At 67.3% G+C, this 3,674-nt stretch carries 1 protein-coding gene; it reads right to left on the bottom strand.

Annotation, left to right across the window (positions count from 1 at the left end; all coding sequences use genetic code 11):
* Positions 1-1,725 precede the first annotated feature (1,725 nt).
* Positions 1,726-2,523 carry a hypothetical protein gene (locus ACWDKQ_RS35400; protein WP_450143111.1) on the bottom strand — a complete coding sequence of 266 codons (798 nt, stop codon included), beginning with the start codon at positions 2,521-2,523 and terminating at the stop codon, positions 1,726-1,728.
* Positions 2,524-3,674 lie beyond the last annotated feature (1,151 nt).

Raw genomic sequence — 3,674 nt, 5'->3', positions numbered from 1 at the left:
CATTACCTGGGGACTCGGCCCGCGGTGGCGGCACCGCCGGGAGATGAGGTTCCAGACGGCGCCGAGGAAGCACCGGTCCTCCATGAGATCCAGGCGGAGCCGCCGGATGATCCGGCCGGCCGGGCCGCTTTGGATGACTGGACCACTGATTTCGAGGATAAGAACCCCGCCCCGTGGTGGGAAGCGTTCGGGGACGAGCCACCGGGCGCCACCAAGGGCGACATCCCCGAGGGGGATGCTCCCGAGGGTGGCGTTCCCGAGAGGGATGCTCGCGAGGGCGACGTTCCCGAGGGGGATGCTCGCGAGAATGGCGTTTCCGAGGGGGATGTTGCGGAGGTTCTGGGTTTGCCGCGGGTGGATTGGGTGAGGTTTGCCGAGTTTGAGGGGTGGTCGGAGGTTGAGGTGGCGAGGTTGCAGTTGGCTGCCGCGGAGTTGGTGAGTCCGTTGTTGTTCGCTCCGGTGTTTGTGGGTGTGAAGCCCCCGGAGCGGGTGGCCTTTGACCTGGTGGTGGATGAGGTTGCGCTCACCTTGCATCGAGCACGGCGGGATGGCCTGCCCGAACCAGCGGCCGCTGCGGCCGCGTGGGCGCGTGCTGAAGAGTTGGCGGCCAGCGTGCGGGAGGCGGGTGTGGACGGTGCGCCGGATTTGTGGCGTACCGCCCGGCCGCCGGTGCGTGGTGTTAAGGGTGTGCCGTCGTCGGTGGGGGGCATGGGGCAACGCGGGCTGCGGGGCGGCAAACCCCCGCAGCCGGGGCCGGGGGAGACGTATCCGGGGGAGACGTATCCGGGTGAGTCGCAGGCCGGACCGTCCACCGCCCACCCGGCGTCGGGTGCGGATGCCCCGGTGGCCTCCGGACCGCAGGATGCCGCGCCCGGGAAGGGAAAGCGGGTTCAGCGGCGTGGGATACCTCGGGAGGAGTTGGCGGGGTGGGTCGCCCAGGCTCAAGCGGCGGGGCACACGACCGCCCAGGCAGGAATGCAATTCCTGCATGAACACCACGTCGGGGTTGCCGCCGGGGTTTGGGGGGAGGTGTGGCGTGCTGAGTCCGGGAAGGGAAAGCGGCGGCGTGGGATACCTCGGAAGGAGTTGGCGGGGTGGGTCGCCCAGGCTCAAGCGGCGGGGCACACGACCGCCCAGGACGGAATGCAATTCCTGCATGAACACAACGTCGGGGTTGACAACGTGGTTTGGCAGGCTGAGTGGCGTGGTGAGTCCGGGAAGGGGAAGCGGGTTCGGCGGCGTGGGATACCTCGGAAGGAGTTGGCGGGGTGGGTCGCCCAGGCTCAAGCGGCGGGGCACACGACCGCCCAGGACGGAATGCAATTCCTGTATGAACACAACGCCGGGGTTGACAAGGGGATTTGGGGGGAGGTGTGGCGTGCTGAGTCCGGGAAGGGAAAGCAGGTTCGGCGGCGTGGGATACCTCGGGAGGAGGTGGCGGGGTGGGTCGCCCGGGCTAAAGCGGCGGGGCACACGACCGCCAAGGACGGAATGACATTCCTGCATGAACACCACGTCGGGGTTGCCGACAGGGTTTGGCGGGCTGTGTGGCGTGTTGTTTCTGAGGCTGATGCTGCTGGTTTTGGCGTGACGACGGATCAGTTGTCGGTTTTGCATGAGCGTGGGCTGGTTCCTGTTTATGTCGAGGCTGGGGGTGACTCTTTTTTTGCTGCGGCGCTGGATTCGATTCCTGGTCTGCGGGACAGGTTTGCGTCGGTTGAGGTGTTACGGGAAGCGGTCGCCGACTATGCGAACGAGCATAAAAGCGATGTTGCTGGCATTCGGGGTGGCGATGTGGATGGTTACCGGGAGGCTGTTGAGGAGATTCGCCGGCCGGGTGTGTACCCGGATAGGTCGGGTGATGTGGTTCCGCTGGTGGTGGGGCGGATGGCCGGGGTTCGTTTGTGGGTGATGGATGAGTCTGGGCAGGCTCATCCGGTGGATGAGGCCGTTTCGGATGCTGTTCCGGAGGTGGTGCTGCTTCGTCGTGAGACGGCTCGCGGCCATTACCTGGGGACTCGGCCCGCGGTGGCGGCACCGCCGGGAGATGAGGTTCCAGACGGCGCCGAGGAAGCACCGGTCCTCCATGAGATCCAGGCAGAGCCGCCGGATGATCCGGCCGGCCGGGCCGCTTTGGATGACTGGACCACTGATTTCGAGGATGAGAACCCCGACCCGTGGGGGGAAGCGTTCGGGGACGAGCCACCGGGCGCCCCCAAGGGCGACATCCCCGAGGGGGATTCTCCCGAGGGTGGCGTTTTCGAGGGGGATGCTCGCGAGGGGGATGTTCGCGAGGGTGGCGTTTCCGAGGGGGATGTTGCTGAGGTTCTGGGTTTGCCGCGGGTGGATTGGGTGAGGTTTGCCGAGTTCGAGGGGTGGTCGGAGGTTGAGGTGGCGAGGTTGCAGTTGGCTGCCGCGGAGTTGGTGAGTCCGCTGTTGTTCGCTCCGGTGTTTGTGGGTGTGAAGCCCCCGGAGCGGGTGGCCTTTGACTTGGTGGTGGATGAGGTTGCGGTCACTTTGCATCGAGCACGGCGGTTGGGTCTGCCCGAACCAGCGGCCGCTGCGGCCGCGTGGGAGCGTGCTGAAGAGTTGGCGGCCAGCGTGCGGGAGGCGGGTGTGGAGGGTGCGCCGGATTTGTGGCGTACCGCCCGGCCGCCGGTGCGTGGTGGTGAGGGTGTGCCGTCGTCTGTGGGGGGCGTGGGGCAGCGCGGGCTGCGGGGCGGCAGGCCCCCGCAGCCGGGGCCGGGGGAGACGTATCCGGGTGAGTCGCAGGCCGGACCGTCCACCGCCCACCCGGCGTCGGGTGCGGATGCCCCGGTGGCGTCCAAGCCGCAGGCTGCCGCGTCCGGGAAGAGGAAGCGGGTTCAGCGGCGTGGGGTACTTCGGGGGGAGGTGGCGGGGTGGGTTGCCCGGGCTCGAGCGGCGGGGCACACGACCGCCACGGCAGGAATGAGATTCCTGCGTGAACACCACGTCGGGGTTGACAACGGGGTTTGGCGGGATGTGTGGCGTGGTGAGTCCGGGAAGGGGAAGCGGGTTCAGCGGCCTGGGGTACCTCGGGAGGAGTTGGCGGGGTGGGTCGCCGGGGCTCAAGCGGCGGGGTACACGACCGCCGAGGCAGGAATGAGATTCCTGCATGAACACAACGTCGGGGTTGACGCCAGGGTTTGGAAGGCTGCGTGGCGTGGTGCGTCCGGGAAGGGGAAGCGGGTTCAGCGGCGTGGGGTACCTCGGGAGGAGTTGGCGGGGTGGGTTGCCCAGGCTCAAGCGGCGGGGCACACGACCGCCACGGCAGGAATGCAATTCCTGCATGAACACAACGTCGGGGTTGACGACGGGGTTTGGCGGGTTGCGTGGCGTGGTGCGTCCGGGAAGGGGAAGCGGGTTCAGCGGCGTGGGGTACCTCGGGAGGAGTTGGCGGGGTGGGTTGCCCGGGCTCGAGCGGCGGGGCACACGACCGCCACGGCAGGAATGAGATTCCTGCATGAACACCACGTCGGGGTTGACAAAGTGGTTTGGGGGGCTGTGTGGCGTGTTGTTTCTGGGGCTGATGCTGCTGGTTTTGGTGTGACGACGGGCCAGTTGTCGGTTTTGCATGAGCGGGGGCTGGTTCCTGTTTATGTCGAGGCTGGGGGTGACTCTTTTTTTGCTGCGGCGCTGGATTCGATTCCTGG

It is taken from the genome of Saccharopolyspora sp. NPDC000995 (genome assembly GCF_053599315.1).
This window is presented reverse-complemented; position numbering and strand designations above follow the sequence as displayed.